This window comes from Bradyrhizobium sp. LTSP857, from assembly GCF_000938285.1.
GTDB lineage: Bacteria > Pseudomonadota > Alphaproteobacteria > Rhizobiales > Xanthobacteraceae > Bradyrhizobium.
Genome location: NZ_JYMS01000026.1, coordinates 666471 through 686385 on the forward strand (window position 1 = coordinate 666471; position 19915 = coordinate 686385).

Consider the following 19915-nt stretch of genomic DNA (forward strand, 5'->3'; position numbering starts at 1 on the left):
GTCGATTAATTGAGAACGATGACGTCCTGGTCCGGCTTATCGGCATAGAGCCGCTCCACCTGCGCGGCGCGGCGTTCGAGGCCGGCGCGCTGATTGATGTAGCCCTTGTCGGTGAGTTCGTTGCCGTCGATCGAGGGCGGCTCGGCCATCAGCGTGGCGCGCACAATGATGCGGCTGCTGGCGCCTTCGCATGCTTTGTTATGAGCTTCCAGCCCGCGTTTGAAACACACGATCACCTCGGGGTGCTTCACCGCATCCTCAAAACTCAGATCGGGATTACCGACGAACTGGCGGCAGGCATGCAGGTTCGGCCAAGCAAGCAGACCGATAAAGGGAAGATCCTGTCCCGCGACCAGCGCATCATGCACCACGGGCGTCGCAGCCGCGATGGCGTCGGTGCGCAGCGAGCCAACATGCACGAAGGTGCCGGTGGTGAGTTTGAAGTCCTCCACGACACGGCCGGCGAAGATGATGCCCTTCACGGGATCCGCATCGTCGACGAAAATGCCGGCGTCGCCGATGCAGTAATAGCCCTCCTCGTCGAACATCTTCTTTGTCAGATCAGGCTGGCCGAAATAGCCGGGCGTGACGTTGACGCCGCGCAGGCGCAGCTCGTATTTCGAACCGCACGGCACCATCTTCAACTCGACGCCGGGGAACGGCAGACCGATCAGGCCGACACGCTCGGTGTCCCAATAGGTGCCTGTCGAGGTCGGCGCGGTCTCGGTCGAACCCCAGCCGGTGTAGAACACGATGCGTTCACCGGTGGTCTTGACGGCCAGCGCCTGCATGCGGTCGTAGAGATCGTCCGGCAGCCGTGCGCCGCCATAGGCCATGATCGAGAGGTTCTTGAAGAAGGAGCGGCACAGCGCATCGTCCTTCTCCATCGCCGCCGCAAGCGCGGCATAGCCGGCCGGCACATTGGCGTAATAGGTCGGCGAGATCTCGCGAAGGTTCTTGATGGTCTCTTCGAGCTGGCCCGGCATCGGCCGGCCGTCGTCGATATAGAGCGTGCCGCCATCGACCAGCACCGGATGGAACGCGGCATTGCCGCCCATGGTGTGATTCCACGGCATCCAGTCGAGCACGGTGGCCAGCGGTCCGCCCGCGGTGCGCGGCCGCACCTGCATCATCTGCGCCGCGTTGGCGCACATCATCTCCTGCGTGTTGATGACAGCCTTGGGCATGCCGGTCGAACCGGAGGTAAACAGCAGCTTGCCGACGGTGTCGGGCGTGATTTTTGCGATCGACGCTTCGACATCGGACGTCACGGGCGTGGCCGCGAGCTCGGCGAAGCTGACGCTCTTGATGCCGTCACAGGACCGCACCACGTGAACGACGGTGACGCCGGTGAGATCGAGGGCCTTCAATGCTTTCTCGAAGATCGAGCCATCCTGCACCATCACGACGGCCGGCTTGATCAGGTTGAACAGATACCTCAGCTTGACGTGGTCGTGGCTCATCAGCGAGTAGGCCGGCGACACCGGTGCCGCCGGCGAACGCGCCTGCATCGCGGCCTGCGTCATCAACGCGTGCTCGATGGAGTTGCCGGAGAGGATCGCGACCGGGCGGCCGTCAAGCTTGAGATTCAGCAGCGCCTGCGTCAGCGCATCGACGGTACCCTTGGCTTCGCCGTAGGAGACCTTGCGCCATTCGCGGTTCGGACCGCCGCGCTGCGCGAGCCAGATGCGCTCGGGTGCCTCCTTCGCCCATTTCGCCAGCGAAGCCGGAAGATGCTTCTCGTAAGCCTGCAAGGGAATGCGCGACTTCAGCACCACCGTGCCGTCGGCGCGGCGCTCGACGTCGATGTCGCGCGCCAACCACTCGACCTTGCGAAAGGCGGGCTTTGTCATCACCGCCGCCGCATTCCCACTCATTTTGCGTCTCCCGGAATTTCTTGTCCTTTGCGGATCTTCGTCGTTTCAGCGCCTGATATAGACAGGCTTTCGCTTCTCAAGGAAGGCCCTGATGCCTTCTGAGAATTCCTCGGAGCGGCTGCACAGGACCTGATTGCGGTCTTCCATCGCGATGACAGCCTCCAGCGATCCGGCATCGACGCTCATGTTGAGACATTCTTTTGACAGACGCAGGCCCACGGGCGAGGCCGTGATCATCGCATCGACATAAGGCTCGGCGGCCGCATCGAGCTTGTCCTCATCGACGACTTCCGAGACGAGACCGACTGCAAGCGCACGCTCGGCCCCGATGAAACGTCCCGTCAGGATCAGCTCGGAGGCCACCGACACTCCGACGAGCCGCGGCAGAAAATAGCTGGTGCCGATGTCGCAGCCGCCAAGCCCAAGCTTGATGAAGGCGCAGTTCATCCGCGCCGACTTCGTTGCGATGCGGATGTCGGCGGCGAGCGCTAACGCAAAGCCGCCGCCGGCCGCCGCGCCCTGCACCAGCGCCAGGATCGGCTGCGGACAGCGCCGCATCAGCATCACGATGTCGGCGATGCGCCGCTGCGAGTCGAGCGACTCGGTGACACCGGGCGGCTCCTGCTGCCCGGCGCGCCGCTGCATCGCGGCCTTGAGATCGAGCCCTGCGCAGAAATTCTTGCCGGCGCCCTTCAGCACGACGACACGCGTATCGCGGTTGCGCTGGAGGCCCTGGAAATAAACGTTCAGCGCATCGATCAGCGCAGGATCAAGCGCGTTGAGGCTCTCGGGGCGATTGAGCGTCACGGTGTCGACGCCGTCGTTATGCTCGATCAGCAGCGGTTGGGACATGGGAGCCTCGTGCTAGCCGCGGTCGCGGCGCCGATTGCTGCGCCCTCTCCCCTTGTGGGAGAGGGCGTGTACGTCGCTAGCCACATACTCGCTTGGGTGAGGGGTCTGTCTCCGCGGATGCAAACCCCTCATCCGGCGCTTCGCGCCACCTTCTCCCACAGGGGGAGAAGGAAGAGCCTACCGCGGCGCCATACGGATCGCGCCGTCGAGACGGATGGTCTCGCCATTCAGCATCGCATTCTCGACGATGTGCACCGCGAGCGAACCATATTCATTGGCGTCGCCGAGGCGCGCCGGATGCGGCACCTGGGCACCGAGGCTCTTGCGGGCCTCTTCGTTCAAGCCCATCAGCAGCGGCGTCAGGAACAGGCCCGGCGCGATGGTGTTGACGCGGATTTTCTGGCTGGAGAGATCGCGCGCGGCCGGCAGCGTGAGGCCGACGACACCGCCCTTCGACGCCGCATAGGCGATCTGGCCGATCTGGCCCTCATAAGCTGCGACCGACGCCGTGTTGATGATGACACCGCGCTCTTCACCGATCGGCTCGATCGTGACCAGACGCTCCGCAAACAGCCGCAGGCAATTGAAGGTGCCGATCAGATTGACATTGATGATTCGCGCGAACTTGGCCAGCGGATAGACACCGTCCTTGCCGACGATGCGCTGCGAGCCGCCGATGCCGGCGCAGTTCATCAGCACACGTGCGACGCCGTGCGCGGCTTCCGCTTTCGCAATCGCAGCCTTGATGCCGTCCTCATCGGTGACGTCGGCATGGAGGGCAACGCCCTTCACTTCGGCAGCAACCTTCTCGGCATTTTCCCTGCTCTGGTCGATCACGCCGATCTTGGCGCCCTTGGCGGCCATGGCGCGGGCGGTCGCGGCACCGAGGCCCGAGCCACCGCCGGTGATGAGAACGGCAACGTCTTTCAACTGCATCGTAAGCTACCTTTCCTTGGGCGTTTCTTCTCTAGACTTGAGAGCGTCGGCCGGATTATCCGGCCGCGGCGGCTTCCTCGACTTGCGTGAGGATGCCGCCGCAGATGAGCGTTTCCATATGCTTGATATATTGCCGGCAGACTTCGTCGGTGACCGGGCCGACGCCGGTCGCGCGAGACATCGCGTGCCGGCCGAAGAAGAGGTGATCGCAAGCGCCGATCAGGCTGGTGTAGAACAGCACCGGATCTGTCGCGCGAAACTCGCCGCGGCTGACGCCTTCGGCGAGCAGGCGGCGGTGGAAATCCAAGAGCGGCGCCACGAAGAATTTCGAGACCTCGTCGGCAGAGCCCGCAACGCTCTCATGCAGGAGATAATGGATCAGCCGGTTCATGTAGGGAAACCGGTGATAGGCGCGGATGATGCCGCCGATATGCAGCTTCAGCTTCGCGGTCGGCGTGATCGGCTGGGCCAGCAGATATTCGAGGTTGGACAGCTCCGTCCCCGCGTCGCGCTCGAGCAGCGCCAACAGCAGGCCGTCCTTGTTGCCGAAATGATATTTGACCAGCGCGGCGTTGGCGCCGGATTTTTGCGCGATATCGCTCAGCGAGATCTCGATCGAGGAGCGTTCGATCATCAGCTCACTCGCGGCCACGAGCAATTTCTCTGCCGTGGAATTCTTTCCGCTGGGGAGCCTGTTCGGTACGCTGGTAGTCACGGAGATCCCTGATGTGCGCCTCAAGAGGCGCGCAGATAAGCCCAAGCAGCGCCTCCCCACAAGAGTTAATTGATCGATTGACTAAACGATCGGCCACCTCTTAAATCCGTGCCGACAACCCAATTCGATACAGAACAATCCAGGGAGAGACCGAAATGGCCGAGGCTTACATCGTCGCCGCTGCGCGTACCGCCGGCGGGCGCAAGGGGGGCCGCCTCGCCGGCTGGCATCCGGCCGATCTCGCCGCAAAGGTGCTGGACGAGCTGGTCGATCGCACCAAGGTCGATCCGGCCCTGGTCGAGGACGTGATCATGGGTTGCGTCATGCAGGTCGGCGAGCAGTCCAACAACGTCGCGCGCAACGCGATCATGGCGTCGAAGCTGCCCGAGAGCGTGCCGGGCACGTCGATCGATCGTCAGTGCGGCTCCTCGCAGCAGGCGCTGCACTTTGCAGCCCAGGCCGTGATGTCCGGCACGATGGACGTGGTGATTGCCGCCGGCGTGGAATCGATGACGCGCGTGCCGATGGGCCTGTCCTCGCAACTTCCGGCCAAGAACGGCTTTGGCAATTACAAGAGCGCGGGCATCGAGCACCGCTATCCGAACATCGTGTTCAGCCAGTTCACCGGCGCGGAGATGATGGCCGAGAAGTACGGCCTCTCCAAGAACGAGCTCGACGAATACTCCTACAACAGCCACCAGCGCGCGATCGCGGCAACCCAGGCTGGTCACTTCAAGAAGGAGATCGTGCCGCTCGAGATCACCCGCGCCGACGGCTCCAAGGACACCCACAATATCGACGAAGGCATCCGCTTCGACGCCACGCTCGACGGCATCAAGGGTGTCAAGCTGATCGCCGAGAACGGCAAGCTCTCCGCGGCCAGCGCCAGCCAGATCTGCGACGGCGCCTCCGGCGTCATGGTGGTCAACGAGCGCGGGTTGAAGCAGCTCGGCGTGAAGCCGCTCGCGCGCATTCATCACATGACCATGATGGGCGGCGATCCCGTGATCATGCTCGACGCACCGCTCCACGCCACCAAGCGCGCACTGGAGAAGGCCGGCATGAAGGTCGACGATATCGACCTATTCGAGGTCAACGAGGCGTTCGCCTCGGTGCCGACCGCGTGGCTCAAGACCACCGGCGCCGATCCGGAACGTCTCAACGTCAACGGCGGCGCCATCGCGCTCGGCCATCCCCTCGGCGGCTCCGGCACCAAGCTGATGACGACGCTGGTGCACGCACTGCAGCAGCGCGGCAAGCGCTATGGCCTTCAGACCATGTGCGAAGGCGGCGGCATGGCGAACGTGACGATCGTGGAGCGGCTGTAAGCTGTTGCCTCGTTAAAGGTGTCGTCCCGGCGAAGGCCGGGACCCATAACCACAGGAGTGCGTGGTTAGGGCAAACTGGGACGACATCGCATTTTAACAATCTAGTTTGGTGGTTATGGATCCCGGCCCCCCGTGCGCAATTGCGCACTAGGCCGGGATGACACCTTCTTTGTTGCGAGACTTGCACTTATGACTCATCCGTCCGTCTACGCAAAAACCACGCCCGACAAGATCGCCTACCAGATGGCCTCCACCGGCAAGGCGATCACCTATCGCGAGCTCGATGAGCTCTCGAACCAGGGCGCAAACCTGTTCCGCTCGCTCGGCCTCAAAGCCGGCGACCATATCGCGCTGCTGATGGAGAACCGCCTCGCCTTCATGGAAATCTGTTGGGCCGCGCAGCGCAGCGGGCTCTATTACACTGCGATCAGCCGCTATTTGAAGCAGGACGAGATCGACTACATCATCGCCGATTGCGGCGCCAAGGTCGTGATCACCACGCCGAAATGCGCCGACCAGATCAAGGGCCTGATCAAAGGCACGCCGAACGAACCGATCTTCTACATGGTCGACGATCCCCTGCCCGGCTTCCGCTCCTACGACAAGGAAGCAGCGGCGCAACCGACCACACCGGTCGCGGACGAGGTCGCAGGCTACGACATGCTGTATTCGTCAGGCACGACCGGCCGACCCAAGGGCATCAAGAAAGCCTTCGAGGGCAACAAGATCGACGTGCCAAACGCCTTCCTCCGCGTGCTCTGCGCCGACATGTGCGGCATGAATTCGGAGAGCACATATCTCTCGCCCGCGCTGCTCTATCACGCGGCTCCCTTGCGCTTCAACATGATGGCGATCGTGCTCGGCGGCACCTCCATCATCATGGAGCATTTTGACGCCGAAGAGTTTTTGAAGCTCGTCGAGACGTATAAGATCACGCAGTCGCAGCTGGTGCCGACGATGTTCGTGCGCATGCTGAAGCTGCCGGACGAGGTCCGCACGAAGTACAACGTCTCGACGCTGAAAGGCGCGATCCACGCCGCTGCGCCCTGCCCGGTCGACGTCAAGGCAAAGATGATCGAATGGTGGGGACCGATCCTGATCGAGTATTACGCGGGCTCAGAGGGCAACGGTGTCACCGTCTGCAACTCGCAGCAATGGCTGGAGCATCGCGGCAGCGTCGGCCGGGCCGTGGTCGGCAAGATCAAGATTCTGGACGAGAACGACGAGGAGCAGCCGCTAGGTGAAATCGGCACGGTGTACTTCGCCGACGCGCCGGCGTTCACCTATCACAACGATCCCGAGAAGACGAAGAAGGCCTACAACGCAAAAGGCTGGTCGACGCTCGGCGACGTCGGCTATCTCGACAGGGACGGCTTCCTCTTCCTCACCGACCGCAAGTCCTACATGATCATCTCCGGCGGCGTGAACATCTACCCGCAGGAGACCGAGGACGTGCTCATCACCCATCCGGAAGTGGCCGACGTCGCCGTGTTCGGCGTGCCGAACGAGGAAATGGGCGAAGAGGTGAAGGCGGTGGTCCAGCCGCACGACCCGAAGCGCGCCGGCAAGGCGCTCGAAGCCGATTTGATCGCCTTCTGCAAGAGCCGCCTCTCCGGCATCAAGTGCCCGCGTTCGGTCGATTTCGAAGCCGAGTTGCCGCGCACGCCGACCGGCAAGCTGGTGAAGCGACATCTGCGCGACAGATATTGGCCGAAGACGGCGGCGAAGATTTAGCGCTCAAGACTCAATCAAACAAACTTGGCGTGTGGTTCACCAACGCGCCCTCGATCTCGAGCATCTTCAGCTTCGTCACCACGCCGCCATTCGCCGAGAACCCGCCGGGCTTGTTGCCGGCCGCCAGCACGCGGTGGCAGGGCACCACGATCGGGCACGGGTTGTGCCCGAGCGCCTGGCCGACATCGCGCGACAGCTGGACACCGCCGAGGCGCTTGGCAATGTCGCCATAGGTCATGGTCTTGCCGGGCGGGATGGTACGGGCGATCTCGTAGACGCCGCGGTTGAAGTCGGGCACTCCATCGAGATCGAGCGGGATGTCGATGAGGTCATCCGGCTCGCCCGCAAGCATCTTCACGATGCGGTCGATCGCCTCTCGCACCTCGGCCGTGGGCTCCGCCTCGCTGGCCTCGGCATGGCGCTGGGTGATGCGGGTGCGGATCTTCTGCTCGCCGCCCATCGGCAGCTGCACGCCGTTGATGCCGCGCGGGCCCCAGGCGATGGCGCACAGGCCAATCTTGGTCTCGAACAGGACAAAATGCTGGTCTGTCATGGCTCAGTTCCTGGCTTGCGTCCCCGTCGCATGCCCCCAATGTGATCTCAGGCCAAATGTAGGCTTGGAAATAGTTGCGATCCACCCGGTTTCCGGGAATCTTGCACAGGAGTTCCGCCTCCCCTTCTCGCGAGCCCAGAATGCAAAGCCTCCACGTCAACGGTTGCGACATGCCCTATCTCGACGTGGGCGAGGACAAGGGCGGCCCGCCGCTGGTCTGTGTGCACGGCTCGCTCAACGACTTCCGCGTCTGGGGCTGCGTGCTCGGACCGCTGACACAGCGGCATCGGATCATCAGCGTCAGCCTGCGCCACTTCTTCCCGGAGCGCTGGGACGGCATCGGGGACACCTATTCGATTGCGCAGCACGTCGACGACGTCATCGCCTTCATCGAGACACTCGACCTCGGCCCGGTCGATTTGATGGGCCATTCCCGCGGTGGGCATATCTGCTTCCGTGTGGCGCAGCGGCGGCCGGAACTGTTGCGGCGGCTGGTCCTGGCCGAGCCCGGCGGCGAGCTCGATGCGAGCCTCGATCCCGACTATGCCGGCGGCCCCTCGCCGCTGCTGGCGCGCTTCACGGCGTCCGCCGAGAAGATCGCAGCCGGCGATGTCGATGGCGGCCTGGCCGTGTTCGTGGATACGCTGGAGGGACCCGGCACCTGGCCGCGGCTGCCGGCGATGGTGAAGCAGAACCTTCGCGACAACGCTTATACGCTGATCGGCCAGGTCCGCGACAATCGCCCGCCGTTCTCGAAGGCGGATGCGGAGCAGATCAAGATGCCGACGCTGTTCATCCTGGGCGCGCGGACCAAGGGCCTGCTGCCGAAAGTGCTGCATGCGCTCGCTGCGCACGTGCCTTATTCGAAGACGGCGATCATCCCGAACGCGACGCATCCGATGTTCGAGCAGGCGCCGCAAAAATACTCTGAAGTGGTCCTGGATTTTCTGGCGGGCTGAGCATGCAGACATTTCGCGTCAACGGTTACGACATGGCCTATCTCGAAGTCGGAGACGGCCCGCCACTGGTCTGCGTGCACGGCACGCTTGGCGATTTCCGCACCTGGTACTCCGTGCTCGGCCCGCTGTCGAAGGCGCATCGGGTGATCTCGGTCAGCCTGCGGCATTTCTTTCCCGAGCACTGGGACGCCGTCGGCGACGACTACAAGATGGCGCAACACGTCGCTGACGTGATCGCGTTCATCGAGCAGGTGACGCCTGGGCCGGTCGACTTGATGGGCCATTCGCGCGGCGGCCACATCGCGTTTCGCGTGGCACAAGCGCGGCCTGATCTGTTGCGCAAGCTGGTGCTGGCCGAACCCGGCGGCGATCTCGATGCCAGCCTGCCGATCCCCGCAGGCACACCCGCGCATCCACCCTTGGCCGCGCGCACCGCGCGCTCGGTCGAGATGATCCGCGCCGGCGACATCGAGGGCGCGCTGCAAAACTTCTACGAAGGCATCGAAGGCGATGGCTCGTGGCGGCGCGTGCCGGCCGCCGCAAAGCAGCAGTTGCGCGACAACGCCATCACCTTCCTCGGCCAGATCAACGAGCAGCGAAAGCCCTACACGCTCGCTGACGCGCAGGCGATCAGGACGCCGACGCTGCTGATCGGCGGCGGCGCAACCACCGGCAGCCTGTCGGTGATGTGGCGCGTGCTGGCCGAGCACGTTGTCGGCGCCAAGACGGCGGTGATTGCGAATGCCGGGCACTGGATGTTCGAACAGGCGCCGCTGGAATATGGCGAGGCGGTGAGCGCGTTTCTGGCGGACTAGGCGAGACGCATTTTCTCGAAAACAACCCCATGCACAGTAGACGGCCCAAGTAATATCAACAGCTTAGCAGACCCTCGAACGGCGAGGCGCGCGGTATCCAAGTAGTGCTTGACGCCCTCACCCACCCGCCGTATTTTCGAATACAGAATTCCGTATTCCATTTTCGAGTTTTGTTGGAGCTGCCGGCGTGATCCCTCTCGACCCGCTCCCGAACCTGATCGACCAAGTCTATGCACGGATCCTGGAGGCGATCACCGATCGCACGCTTCAGCCCGGCCAGCGCATCCGGCAGAACGAGCTCGCCGACAAGCTCGGCGTGTCGCGCCAGCCGGTGTCGCATGCGCTGCATCTGTTGCACCGGCAGGGCCTCGTGGCCGAGAGCGGCCGGCGCGGCTTTGAAGTCACCCAGCTTGATCCCTCCCGCATCCGCCAGCTCTACGAGGTGCGCGGCGCGATCGATGCGCTGGCCGCACGGCTCGCAGCGATGCGTGCCGCAAGCGATGCAGCGGGACGCGCGCGGCTCGAGGCGGCGCTCAGTGCCGGCCGCCGCATCGACCGCAAGACGACGCTCACCGAACTCATCACGCTCGACGTCGATTTCCACCGCGCGATCTATCAGCTCGCCGGCAATCCCGTGATCGAGGAAACCATCACGCCGCAATGGCCGCATATGCGCCGCTCGATGGCGACCGTGCTGTCGGAGCTGGACTATCGCGGCAGCGCCTGGGCCGAACACGCTGATATTGCCGGACACATTTTCGCGGGCGATGCGAAGGCCGCGGAACGCACGGCGCTCGCGCATGCGCAGACGGCGGGACAGATGACTGAGGAGAGATTGAGGGCGACGGACGAGGTGGCGGCGTAACCACAGGCGCCGCCCCGGAATGACAAAAACAAAACAACAGGAGGACGACCATGAAACTGTCTCAAGAGCAATTGGAGTTCTTCCACCGCGAGGGCTGGCTGTTTTTGCCCGAGCTGTTCAGCCCCGAAGAGGTCGCTTTCCTCGCGCGCGAGGCGGTCGGCATCTATGACGCCAATCGGCCGGAAGTCTGGCGCGAGAAGAGCGGCGCGCCGCGCACGGCGTTTGCCGCGCATCTCTACAACGAGGCGTTCGGCATTCTGGGCGCGCATCCGCGCATGATCGATCCGGTCGAGCAGCTGTTCGGCGAACAGGTCTACATGCACCAGTTCAAGATCAATGCGAAATCGGCCTTCACCGGCGACGTCTGGCAGTGGCACCAGGATTACGGCACCTGGAAGCGCGACGACGGCATGCCGGAGCCGCGCGCGATGAACATTGCGATCTTCCTCGACGAGGTGATGCCGATCAACGGCCCCCTGATGCTGGTACCGCAGAGCCAGAACGCCGGCGACCTCAAAGCCTCGCATGATCTGGCCACCACGTCCTATCCGCTGTGGACGCTGGACGAGGAGACGGTGACGCGCCTCGTCAAGCAGGGCGGCATCGTGGCGCCGACCGGCAAGCCCGGCGGCATGCTGATGTTCCACGGCAATCTCGTGCACGGCTCTAGCGGCAACATCACGCCCTACCCGCGCAAGATCGTGTACCTGACGCTGAACGCGGTCTCGAACTACATCCGCAACCCCACAAGGCCGGAGTACATCGCGCATCGCGATTTTGCGCCGATCAAGACGGTGGACGACGACGCACTGGTGCGGCTCGCACGTGCACCCCGGCAGGCGGCGGAGTAGTCAGTTCTCCTGCCCCGGACGCAGCGCAGCGCTTCTTCAGTGGTGCGCTGCTGAGCCGGGGCCCACGCGGCACGGTAGTTTCTCTCTGGGTCCCGGCTCTGCGGAGCGGCACTTCGCGCCGCACCGCGTCCGGGACATGATCATCACCGGACACATCCCCATGAACCTCTTCCGCCTCCTCCAAGCCCGCGCCGCCACCGGCAAGCCTGTCCGTGTCGCCCTGATCGGGGCCGGCAAGTTCGGCTCGATGTTTCTGGCGCAAGTGCCGCACACGCCGGGGCTGGAGGTGCCGATCATTGTCGACATCGACCGCGACCGCGCGCGGGAAGCGTGCCGCACGGTCGGCTGGGATGCGGCACGGATCGCCGCGACCGTCTTCACCGATGACGGCGCACGCGCCATTGCCGGCGGCGCGATGGATGTGGTGGTGGAGGCGACCGGCAATCCGGCCGTCGGCATCAGGCATGCGCGTGCCGCGATCGCGGCGGGCAAGCATATCGTGATGGTGAATGTCGAGGCCGACGTGCTGGCCGGCCCCCTGCTCGCCGAAGAAGCGCGCAAGGCTGGCGTGGTCTATTCGCTCGCCTATGGCGACCAGCCGGCGTTGACCGCCGAAATGGTCGACTGGGCCCGCGCCACCGGCTTTCGCGTCGTCGCCGCCGGCAAGGGCACGAAATATCTGCCGGCCTATCACGACGTGACGCCGGATGGCGTCTGGCAACATTACGGCCTCACCGCGGGCGAAGCGCAGTCGGCCGGCATGAATCCGCAGATGTTCAACTCCTTCCTCGACGGCACCAAATCGGCGATCGAGATGGCCGCGATTGCGAACGCCTGCGGGCTCGACGTGCCAACGGAGGGACTGCTGTTTCCGCCCTGCGGCGTCGACGATTTGCCGCATATCATGCGCCCGCGCGACAAGGGCGGCGTGCTGGAGCGCTCGGGCGTCGTGGAAGTCGTATCCTCGCTCGAGCGCGACGGAAGGCCGGTGTTTCGCGATCTGCGCTGGGGCGTCTATGTCGTGCTGGAGGCGCCGAACGACTACGCCGCCGACTGCTTCCGGCAATACGGGCTGAAGACTGACGCGAGCGGACGCTTCGCTGCGATGTACAAGCCCTATCATCTGATTGGGCTCGAGCTGAACATCTCAGTGCTGTCAGCGGCGCTGCGCGGCGAGCCGACCGGGCAACCCTACGGCTTCCGCGGCGACGTCGCCGCCGTGGCAAAGCGCAATCTGCGCGCCGGCGAAATGCTCGACGGCGAAGGCGGCTACACTGTGTGGGGCAAGCTGGTGCCGGCAGCTGCAAGCCTCAAGGCCCACGCGCTGCCGATCGGGCTGGCGCATCGGCTCAAGTTGAAGCACGACGTCGCCCATGGCGAGATCGTGCGTTGGAGCGACGTCGAATTCGACGCGAACAACGAGACGATCAGGACGCGGAAGGCGATGGAAGCGGCGTTCGTGAAGGAGGGCTAGGCCACATGCGCGCAAGTCGAGATTCATTTGCGCGGCTTGAGCGATGTCCGCTATCCGATGCGTTGCCGACTTAAGCCGGACATCGCCTCAGGTCAGCTAAGGGCCAAAAACGGACTTCGCGGTACCAAGCTTAACAATGGCTCAAGCGACGCATGTCTGCAGTCCTGAATTTGCGCTTTGGATGGACTGACATAACTCTGTTACGTTGACCCTGTTACGAAGACGGGGCGAGGTAAAATGGGCACACGAGCCGGAGCATGTCTTCGTTTAGCAGTATTGATTACGTGCGTTTGCACGAACGCCGTCACGATGGCACAAGAGTTGGTCAGGTTCGACAGTGCTCCAGTCCGCCTTGGCCAGCTCCAGCAGCGCTTGGCGCGCGAGCGTGGCGAAGCCCCGAAGGCGGCGGATACGATCGAGGGCTACCTCGCGAAACCTGAGGGCGACGGCCCATTCGCAGCCATTGTGTCTCTCCATGGATGCGATGGACTTTCGAAAGATGACCGAAAGTCGATCGCTCAATCCGTGACCGGATTGGGGTATGTGTCACTTGCAGTCGATAGCTTTGCGACCCGTGGCATCAAGGACGCCTGCACCAAAACGATGCCTGCCCTGATGCTTGCCCGCCAAGGTGATGCCTTAGGCGCTCTATCCTATCTTTCCAAACTTCCCTTTGTCGATCCTCAACGTATCGCTGTCCTTGGAGGATCGATGGGTGCAACGGTTGCGCTGGAATTAGCGTCGCCCCACCACGTGGAAACATTCGACGCTCCTCGGGATCTAAAGTTCAAGGCCGCGGTGGCCTATTTTCCGGCGTGCGGCTTTGCTTCCGAGGAACTCATCGTTCCCACTTTAATCCTGATCGGCGAACTCGACGACTGGTTGCCTGCGAGGGACTGCGAACTTTGGATGAAGAGGCGAGCCGACATGGGCGCACCTGTTAAGCTGGTCGTCTATCCCGGTGCCTATCACGCCTTTAGCGTTCCGGCTTTCGCCGACGGCAGGGAAATGTACGGGCACTGGCTCAAGTACGATGCGGAAGCGGCCAGGAAGGCAGTCGAGGAGACGCAGAGTTTCCTCTCTGCTCAATTTTCCCGTTGAGTGACAGCGAAGCGAATGCCCCCATACGCGGCTTGGAGCAGCTTCCGCTTCGGGGTCACAAGCTGACCTAGCCAACGGTCCCGGACATGCCCGACCTTGGGTCTGCCTTAAGGAAGCAGCCGCTCAGCCTTGGCCTGCCTGAACCACTTCCGGAACATGTCCTCGGTGTCCATCATCTCGGTGAAGCCAGCGCGGTTGATCTTCACCGTCGAGACGATCGAGGGCGGACCGGAATCGGTCTGGCCGTAGCGCATGCTGTAATCGGCGTATTGGAACGACAGCCCGACGAATTCGGCCAAGCCCGGCGACACGAGTCCATGCTTACGGCGCAACGCATCCCAGGGACCGACCCAGTTGGGAAACTCCGTGGCAAGCGACAGCGGCACCGGCTTGCCGGGCTTCATGTCCAGCGCGTCTGCCACCGCGGGCCAGATGTTCTCCCAGGTGAAGACGTCGCCATTGGTGACGTTGAACGCCTCGTTCTGTGCCGTCCTGGCCTCGCCGGACCACGCGATCGCGCGAGCCAGCAGGTCGACATCGACGGCCTGCGATACCCGCGCGGCGCCACCGGGAAAGTCGAGCGGCCTGCCCTGCTCGCGCAGCATCGCGGCGTAGACGCCGAGCGGCGGGATCAAATCCATGGCGCCGCCCATGGCGAGACCTACGATCAGCACGGGCCGCAGGATGCTCCAATGCCAGCTCTTGCCTATCTGCAGCTCGCGCAGGAAGTTCTCCTGCGCCCAATAGAAGTTCGGCTGCTCGTACATTTCCGAACGCCCCTCGCGTGCCGGCACCGTCAAGGGGCGAACGTGAACACCATAAGCCTTGGTGCCCTGCAGCAGTGCCACATGCTTGAGGTCGGGCGCCATGGGCTCGAGCGCGCCCATCAGGTTGCGCAGCATCAGATCGTTGGTCCTGATCTGCTGCGGGTCGCGCCAGCCATCGACCAGCTGCGGCGCTTCGTAAAGCGCGGCATAGACCAGATGCGTTGCGTCCCGCAGCTCCGCCGCGGCGCGGCGGCAGTCCGCTTCATTCGTCAGGTCGACCGGAACGTAGCGGGCGCCATAGAGATCGCGCGGCTTCCGCCGCGACAGGGCGACAACATCGCAACCGCTCACTGCGCCGAAGTGTCGCAAGGCGGCATTGCCGACGAGACCTGTTGCGCCGGCGACCACGATTTTCCTGGCGGCCATTGTTGCCTCCCTTGTTGTTGCCCAATCGAATAGCAAATCGCGGGTTGTCCAGACTTGCGTCTGGCCGGCGTTCGCACCTGCAAGGACGGCAGCAGGCTTGATTATCGCAGAACGCCCGGTCATCCTCGCTCTCGGAACCGCAATGATCGGAATTCCAACAACAAGAGCCCATCAGGGCCTTTTCGGAAACGCTCACAAGTCTCAGACAACAACGTCGATCATCGACGACGAAAGACGACACCAAGATCGTTCCCTGGTCGAGACATCGGCATCACGGAGGTACGCATGAAACGTCGTGATTTCCTGAAAGTGACAGGCGGCAGCCTGGCTGCAAGCACCGCCGTCGCAGCGCCTGCGATCGCGCAGTCGGCGCCCGAGGTCAGATGGCGATACGCCACGAGCTGGCCCAAGGCGCTCGATACGCTCTACGGCGGCTGCGAATATTTCTGCAAGAAGGTCGCCGATATCACCGACAACAAATTCCAGATCCAGCCTTTCGCAGCAGGCGAGATCGTTCCTGGCCTTCAGGTCCTCGACGCCGTGTCGAACGGCACCGTCGAGATCGGCAACACCGCGCTTTATTACTACTGGGGCAAGAACCCCGCCTTTACGTTCGCGACCGCGCTGCCATTCGGACTGAACACGCGCCAGCAGATTTCATGGCTGCTGTGGGGCGGCGGCCAGGACCTCGTCAACGACCTGTTGAAGGAGCACAACGTCTACGGCATCCCGACCGGATCGACCGGCGCGCAGATGGGCGGCTGGTTCAGGAAGGAGATCAAGTCCGTCGACGATCTCAAGGGCCTGAAAATGCGCATCGGCGGTTTTGCCGGCACGATCCTCGCCAAACTCGGTTGCGTCCCGCAGCAACTGGCCGGGGGCGACATCTATCCGGCGCTGGAAAAAGGCACCATCGATGCGGCCGAGTGGGTCGGCCCCTATGACGACGAGAAGCTCGGCTTCGCCAAGGTCGCGAAGTACTATTACTATCCCGGCTGGTGGGAAGGCACGAGCCAGGGCCATAACATCATCAACATCGAGAAGTGGAACGCGCTGCCCAAGCATTATCAGGCGGCGGTCGATGCGGCGTCACGTGACACCTTCACCTGGATCACCGGAAAGTACGATGCGGTGAACGCTCCGGCGCTCAAGCGGTTGATCGTCAACGGTGCGATTCTCAGGGGCTTTCCGCAGGAAGTGCTGGAAGCCTGCTACGCCACGGCCAACGAGATCTACGCCGATCTCTCCAAGACCAACCCGCATTTCGGCAAGATGCATGCGAGCATGATGGCGTATCGCAATGACTCGCTGCCCTGGACCCAGGTGGCCGAGCTGAGCTTCGACGGCTTCATGGCGCGGATGCGGACCAAGACGTGAGGCGGTGAACGGCTCGCAAGACGGGGGACGACGAAAGCCCCGGAGATGTCTCCGGGGCTTTCTGTTTGGGTTGCGAATACGAAAGGCAAGCGCGGCTATCGTAGGGTGGGCAGAGGCGCGAGAAGCGCCGTGCCCACCATCTCGTTGGCTCGGACAGAAGTGGTGGGCACGCTTCCGCCTTCGCTCTTCGAGCTACGGCGGACAAGTCGCTTTGCCCACCCCTACGGGACTCTCGCCACGGCGGCCGCGGCTTACTGGATACCCCGGTCAAGCCGCGGGGCATGACAGCGGAGAATGCAGCCTCAGTTCTGATCGTCACCGAGTGCTGCGACCAGCTTGTCGTAATACTTGCCGACGAGATCGATGTTGCCCTTGTTCTCGACCGCAGGCGCCGGCGTCTTCAGGGCCTCGTTGAGCTCCTCGAGCGCTTCCTTCTTGTCCTTGGCCGGCATCTTCTTGTCGGCTTGGACCTGCGCGATCTGCGACTTGAGCACGGCTTCGTTGCCGACATATTTCTTGGTCGTGGGGTCGAAGCCGCCGAGCACCAGGCTGATATTGTCGACGACGTTGTTGTAATCGTCATAGCTGGCAAAGCCGTATTTCTTGGAGACGGCGTCGAGCTGGGCGATCACCTTCTGGTCGGGTGCGGTATTCTCGGGCAGCTTTGCCGTGATCGCGTCCATGTCCTTTTGCGCGGCGAGCACGCCGTCGACCTGCTTGTCAGTCAGCGCGGCCTGCTTGAGCGTCGGCGTCTGCGCGGGCGCGGCCTGGGCGGGCGGCGCCGCTTGCTGCTTGGCCTGCGCCAGCGCCGGGCCGGAGGAGGCAAGCGATGCTGCGGACAGAAGGCACGCGACGCCGAACGCGGTAAGGGCGGGACGAAGCAAGGCAGGCATGGAAGTCTCCTTGTTGGGAACGGTTGATTTTCGCGCTCACAGGCTACGGAACTCAAAATGAACTGCGGATGAAACGCGGTGACCGGTCGTAGCGGTTGATCATGGCTGAATGATCACAACTCGGTGGGCGCACCCGGGATCACCGTAAGCGCTGTTTTCAGGCCACAGCTCTGAGGTCGTGACGGCAATAGGCCCACGGAAGCAACTGATCGATCTCGCTATTCGGATGACCATTGACGATCCTGGTGAGGACGTCGGTCAGGTAGGCAAGCGGATCGAGGTCGTTCAGCTTACAGGTTTCGACCAGGGAGGCGATGGTGGCCCAGTGCTCGGCACCGCCGTCGGAGCCTGCGAACAGCGCATTTTTACGGTTCAACGTGATCGGACGGATCGAGCGCTCGACGGCGTTATTGTCGAGCTCGATACGGCCATCATCGATGAAGCCCGTCAGGCCATCCCAGCGTGAGAGCGCATAACGGATGGCGTCTGCCAGCTTGCCCTTTTGGCTGATCAACGCGAGCTTTGCGCGGAGCCACAGCTCGAAGGCTTCCGCCAGCGGCCGGCTTTTCTGTTGTCGAACGAGACGACGTTCCTCGGCGCTGCGGCCGCGGATGTCCTTCTCGATGGCATAGAACTCGGCGATATGCTTGAGCGCCTCGCTCGCAATAGGCGCAGGACCGGGGGTGGCAAGTTCGTAGAAGTTACGCCGCATGTGCGACCAGCAGAATGCAAGCTGAACGTTGCCACGCTCGGCGAGCCTGCCATAGCCGGCATAGCCGTCGACCTGCAGGATCCCCTTGAAGCCTGCCAGATGAGCGATCGGTCGGTCGGCCTTGCGGTCGGGCGCATAGACATAGGCGACGCCCGGCGGATCGGCACCGCCCCATGGCCGGTCGTCCGCCGCATAGGCCCAGAGCTGACCGGTCTTGGTGCGCCCGCGGCCGGGATCGAGCACCGGCATCGTCGTCTCGTCGGCGAACAGCTTTGGCCGCTGCCTGAGCTTGCCAAGGAGCCGCTCATGCAACGGGCGCAGATGGAAGGCTGCCTGTCCCACCCAGTCCGCCAGCGTCGAACGATCAAGCTCAATGCCCTGGCGGGCGTAAATCTGCGCCTGCCGGTAGAGTGGCAGGTGATCGGCATATTTGGAGACCAGGACCTGGGCGACGGTGGCCTCGGTCGGCAGACCACCCTCGATCAGCCGGGCCGGGGCCGGCGCCTGCATGACACCGTCCTCGCAAGCCCGGCAGGCGTATTTGGGACGCCGGGTGACGAGGATCCGGAACTGCGCCGGGACCAGGTCCAGCCGCTCACTTCTATCCTCGCCGATCCGGTGCAACTCGCCCTGGCAACAGGAGCAGATCTTATTGTCGATATCGACGACGACCTCGATCCGCCGCAAGTGCGCTGGCAAGGCGCCACGGTTGATCCGGCGCTTGCGAGCCCGAGCCTCACGGCTTTCAGGTGCGCTGACGTCCTGCGCCGTCTCGCTGTACGCTGCGACCTGCTCGACATCTTCCAGGCCCAGCAGCATCTGATCTTCAGGCAAGGTCTCTGCCCGCCGGCCGAACCGATGCCGCTGCAATTCCTTGATGATCTGACGCAGCCGTTCGCTCTCGCACCGCTCGGCAAGCAGCATCGCTTTCAGCGTCTCGGGATCGTCAGGCAGGGCGTCGCTCACACGCAATTCAGAGCATATTCGCCGCCATCTGGCGACGCGCTCGATGCCCCTGATTCACTTCGCCGCAGCGCTGCCAACAACTATCCGGCTTGCGTTGGCGCTGGCGTCTCCCGTACCTCGTGGACACGCCGCCAGTCGAGCCCTTCCAACAGCGCCGACAATTGCGCCGCCGACAGACGCATCACGCCGTCCTCGATCTTCGGCCAGCGGAAGATCCCATCCTCAAGCCGTTTGGCGAACAGGCACAGACCCGTTCCGTCCCAGAACACCAGCTTGATCCGATCCGCCCGCTTGGCACGGAACACATAGACAGCTCCCGAGAATGGGTCAGCCCCCATGCTCTCGCGCACCAGGGTCGCAAGCCCTTCCATCCCCTTGCGGAAGTCCACCGGTTTGGTCGCCACCATCACCCGGACCGCACCCGACGGACCGATCACCGGCTCGCCTTCAGCGCCTGGACGATCGACGCAATCATTGCCGTGTCCGCACCACGACCGGCCCGGATCGTGATGCCGTCGACTTCGATCTCGATGATCCCGGCATCGCAACGGCAAGTTCGGACATCCGGTTTGGGTTTGCAGCGCGCCACTTTGCGCTCCCGGCCAAGAGCAGGCGCCGGCACTGCGACATCCACCACCGCCGGCACAAACTGCACTTCTTCTATTTCGGAATGACCGCCTGCTGCCTCTCGCAACTGACGTCGCCAGCCAAACA

Annotated in this window: 18 protein-coding genes and 1 pseudogene; 9 read left to right on the forward strand and 10 right to left on the reverse strand. The window is 63.4% G+C overall.

Translation table 11 applies throughout. The annotated features are described in order from the left end of the window. Window positions 1-5: 5 nt before the first annotated feature. From UP06_RS17310 to UP06_RS17325, 4 genes are all read right to left on the reverse strand, one after another. Complete coding sequence (locus UP06_RS17310; protein WP_045004102.1) at window positions 6-1877, reverse strand: AMP-binding protein; 1872 nt, start codon at window positions 1875-1877, stop codon at window positions 6-8. Between the two features lie 45 nt (window positions 1878-1922). Then, window positions 1923-2729 carry an enoyl-CoA hydratase/isomerase family protein gene (locus UP06_RS17315; RefSeq protein WP_045004104.1) on the reverse strand — a complete coding sequence of 269 codons (807 nt, stop codon included), beginning with the start codon at window positions 2727-2729 and terminating at the stop codon, window positions 1923-1925. A gap of 177 nt (window positions 2730-2906) precedes the next feature. After that, window positions 2907-3665, reverse strand: a complete 759-nt coding sequence (locus UP06_RS17320) for an SDR family NAD(P)-dependent oxidoreductase (RefSeq protein ID WP_045004106.1) — start codon at window positions 3663-3665, stop codon at window positions 2907-2909. Window positions 3666-3720: 55 nt separating this feature from the next. Next, window positions 3721-4299, reverse strand: a complete 579-nt coding sequence (locus UP06_RS17325; RefSeq protein WP_245305494.1) for a TetR family transcriptional regulator — start codon at window positions 4297-4299, stop codon at window positions 3721-3723. Window positions 4300-4535: 236 nt separating this feature from the next. Between UP06_RS17325 and UP06_RS17330 the strand changes: the two genes are divergently transcribed. Both UP06_RS17330 and UP06_RS17335 read left to right on the forward strand, forming a co-directional pair. After that, a complete protein-coding gene (locus tag UP06_RS17330) occupies window positions 4536-5708 on the forward strand; it encodes an acetyl-CoA C-acetyltransferase (protein ID WP_045004110.1) in 1173 nt (390 codons plus the stop codon). A 189-nt stretch (window positions 5709-5897) separates the two neighbouring features. Beyond that, complete coding sequence (locus UP06_RS17335) at window positions 5898-7442, forward strand: acyl-CoA synthetase (protein WP_045004112.1); 1545 nt, start codon at window positions 5898-5900, stop codon at window positions 7440-7442. Between the two features lie 10 nt (window positions 7443-7452). Here the strand turns inward: UP06_RS17335 and UP06_RS17340 are convergent, their stop codons facing one another. Further along, complete coding sequence (locus tag UP06_RS17340; RefSeq protein WP_045004114.1) at window positions 7453-7995, reverse strand: methylated-DNA--[protein]-cysteine S-methyltransferase; 543 nt, start codon at window positions 7993-7995, stop codon at window positions 7453-7455. A 140-nt stretch (window positions 7996-8135) separates the two neighbouring features. Here UP06_RS17340 and UP06_RS17345 point away from each other — a divergent pair, with 140 nt between their 5' ends. The 6 genes from UP06_RS17345 (at window position 8136) to UP06_RS17370 (ending at window position 14060) form a co-directional block, all read left to right on the forward strand. Then, window positions 8136-8954, forward strand: coding sequence for an alpha/beta fold hydrolase (locus UP06_RS17345; RefSeq protein WP_045004115.1), 819 nt, complete (start codon window positions 8136-8138; stop codon window positions 8952-8954). Window positions 8955-8956: 2 nt separating this feature from the next. Continuing rightward, window positions 8957-9769, forward strand: coding sequence for an alpha/beta fold hydrolase (locus UP06_RS17350; protein ID WP_045004118.1), 813 nt, complete (start codon window positions 8957-8959; stop codon window positions 9767-9769). Window positions 9770-9956: 187 nt separating this feature from the next. Then, entirely contained in the window at window positions 9957-10634 is a 678-nt protein-coding gene (locus UP06_RS17355; RefSeq protein WP_045004120.1) for a GntR family transcriptional regulator, read from the forward strand. A 50-nt stretch (window positions 10635-10684) separates the two neighbouring features. Beyond that, on the forward strand, window positions 10685-11485 hold the full coding sequence (locus UP06_RS17360; protein WP_045004122.1) for a phytanoyl-CoA dioxygenase family protein: 801 nt from the start codon (window positions 10685-10687) through the stop codon (window positions 11483-11485). 160 nt (window positions 11486-11645) lie between these two features. Next, the gene (locus UP06_RS17365) at window positions 11646-12959 is read left to right on the forward strand and encodes an NAD(P)H-dependent oxidoreductase (RefSeq protein ID WP_045004266.1); all 1314 of its coding nucleotides are present in this window, start codon (window positions 11646-11648) and stop codon (window positions 12957-12959) included. A 309-nt stretch (window positions 12960-13268) separates the two neighbouring features. Next, complete coding sequence (locus tag UP06_RS17370; protein WP_245305495.1) at window positions 13269-14060, forward strand: dienelactone hydrolase family protein; 792 nt, start codon at window positions 13269-13271, stop codon at window positions 14058-14060. Window positions 14061-14167: 107 nt separating this feature from the next. Here UP06_RS17370 and UP06_RS17375 read toward each other — a convergent pair whose 3' ends face one another. Next, the gene (locus UP06_RS17375) at window positions 14168-15253 is read right to left on the reverse strand and encodes an SDR family oxidoreductase (RefSeq protein ID WP_045004126.1); all 1086 of its coding nucleotides are present in this window, start codon (window positions 15251-15253) and stop codon (window positions 14168-14170) included. A 285-nt stretch (window positions 15254-15538) separates the two neighbouring features. On the opposite strand from UP06_RS17375, the gene UP06_RS17380 reads away from it, so the two are divergent. Next, the gene (locus tag UP06_RS17380) at window positions 15539-16630 is read left to right on the forward strand and encodes a TRAP transporter substrate-binding protein (protein WP_045004128.1); all 1092 of its coding nucleotides are present in this window, start codon (window positions 15539-15541) and stop codon (window positions 16628-16630) included. 302 nt (window positions 16631-16932) lie between these two features. On the opposite strand, the gene UP06_RS17385 is transcribed toward UP06_RS17380, so the two are convergent. From UP06_RS17385 to UP06_RS17400, 4 genes and pseudogenes are all read right to left on the reverse strand, one after another. Continuing rightward, the gene (locus UP06_RS17385; protein WP_045004129.1) at window positions 16933-17523 is read right to left on the reverse strand and encodes a hypothetical protein; all 591 of its coding nucleotides are present in this window, start codon (window positions 17521-17523) and stop codon (window positions 16933-16935) included. Between the two features lie 157 nt (window positions 17524-17680). Further along, the gene (gene tnpC, locus UP06_RS17390) at window positions 17681-19159 is read right to left on the reverse strand and encodes an IS66 family transposase (RefSeq protein WP_045004267.1); all 1479 of its coding nucleotides are present in this window, start codon (window positions 19157-19159) and stop codon (window positions 17681-17683) included. Window positions 19160-19281: 122 nt separating this feature from the next. Next, window positions 19282-19638: an IS66 family insertion sequence element accessory protein TnpB gene (gene tnpB / locus UP06_RS17395; RefSeq protein WP_045004130.1), complete on the reverse strand. Its 357-nt coding sequence runs from the start codon at window positions 19636-19638 to the stop codon at window positions 19282-19284. Beyond that, window positions 19635-19915, reverse strand: a pseudogene (locus tag UP06_RS17400) (IS66-like element accessory protein TnpA); the annotation flags it as partial. The gene tnpB and the pseudogene UP06_RS17400, both read right to left, overlap by 4 nt.